This is a genomic window from Oleiphilus sp. HI0117 (assembly GCF_001635235.1).
This window is the reverse complement of record NZ_LWGA01001127.1, coordinates 1-1,313: the sequence shown is the minus strand read 5'-3', so window position 1 is coordinate 1,313 and position 1,313 is coordinate 1. Positions and strand designations below refer to the sequence as shown.

Annotated in this window: 2 protein-coding genes; both read right to left on the bottom strand. The window is 45.0% G+C overall.

Annotated features, from left to right (window positions below):
- Positions 1 to 618 (bottom strand): AraC family transcriptional regulator ligand-binding domain-containing protein (locus A3757_RS20170; RefSeq protein ID WP_197470160.1); only part of this gene is annotated, 618 nt, incomplete at its 3' end.
- 82 nt (positions 619 to 700) lie between these two features.
- Positions 701 to 1,313, bottom strand: a 613-nt coding sequence (locus A3757_RS20165; RefSeq protein ID WP_304439203.1) for a nucleotide sugar dehydrogenase, incomplete at its 5' end; no start/stop codon positions are given.

Here is a 1,313-nt window from a genome sequence, read left to right as displayed (position 1 = left end):
GCGAGTAGTTTTGATCAAAGGCTCTTCGAGATACTTCCGATGGAAGACTAAGCGGTTGAATTTGCTCTTTTGGTTAGTTTTACAGCGAAACAAGAGCTCAAATTCTTCATGATCAATGGGGGTGTAATTAATATAGGCGCCAATTAGTTTAATGGGTTTGCCAATGTACCAACTTGCAAAGCGGTGCCAAATGACGTGCCAGTACTCGATATAAAAGTGCTCGAAATCTAATTCCGGAGTGTTGAACTCTGAGGTGAAATATACGTGCTCTCCTTCGACATCAAGAGAAACCTTTATTTCATTGTTGATCTGGTTATAGAAGCGAATCCCTCGATGCAATAGTTCTTCGAGGTTATGACTGTAACTGACCCATTCAGCCATGAGGGCAAAGGTTCCGAGCTTAATGGGGGTTTCAGTGAAGCCCATAAACTCGTCATTTAGGGTCTCTGCAATACTTGAATAGAGCTTGGCAACCGACTCTACCGGGAAGCGTGCTCTGGGGTTTCTGAGTTGAAGTTCGGATATTCGCGCTTGCTTTAGCAGTTGGCGAGTATCGACGCCTTTTTTTCTCGCGCCGCCTAGCGCGCTGAGGATGTAGTGAGTGCCAATGGTTGCCATGTGGTGCTAATTATCGAATCGCAAGCGGATAACAAAAAAGCCCGGTAACTACCGGGCTCTTAATTCAATGCCGAGCTGAGGCTTACAAACGCGCATCAACATCATCTTTGTCGAATAGATATTTCACATCAAAGATAACGTTATTGGTTTTGCATAGCTTACGGATTTCTGCGATACCCATTTCTTTGATCTGGTCGTGTGATACGCAAATGACTGCTGCATCGTAGTGATCTTGTTTAGGTTCGCTGATCAAGTTAAGCCCATACTCATGCTTCACCTCTTCTGCATCTGCCCAAGGGTCATAGACGTCAATATTGGCGTGGTAGCCCTGGAGCTCTGTAATAACATCAGTCACTTTGGTGTTGCGAATATCAGGGCAGTTCTCTTTAAATGTAAGCCCCATGACCAGAATGTTTGCGTCAACAACCTGAATTTTCTTCTTGGTCATAAGCTTCAATACTTTCTCGGCAACATGAGCAGACATGTTATCGTTAATACGGCGCCCGGAAAGAATGATTTCTGGGTGGTAACCAATCGATTGCGCTTTATGTGTTAGGTAGTATGGGTCTACACCAATACAGTGACCGCCAACCAAGCCTGGGCGGAAGGGGAGGAAGTTCCACTTTGTGCCAGCGGCTTCGAGTACTTCCAGGGTGTCGATGCCCATTTTATCAAAAATTAAAGAAAGCTCGTTA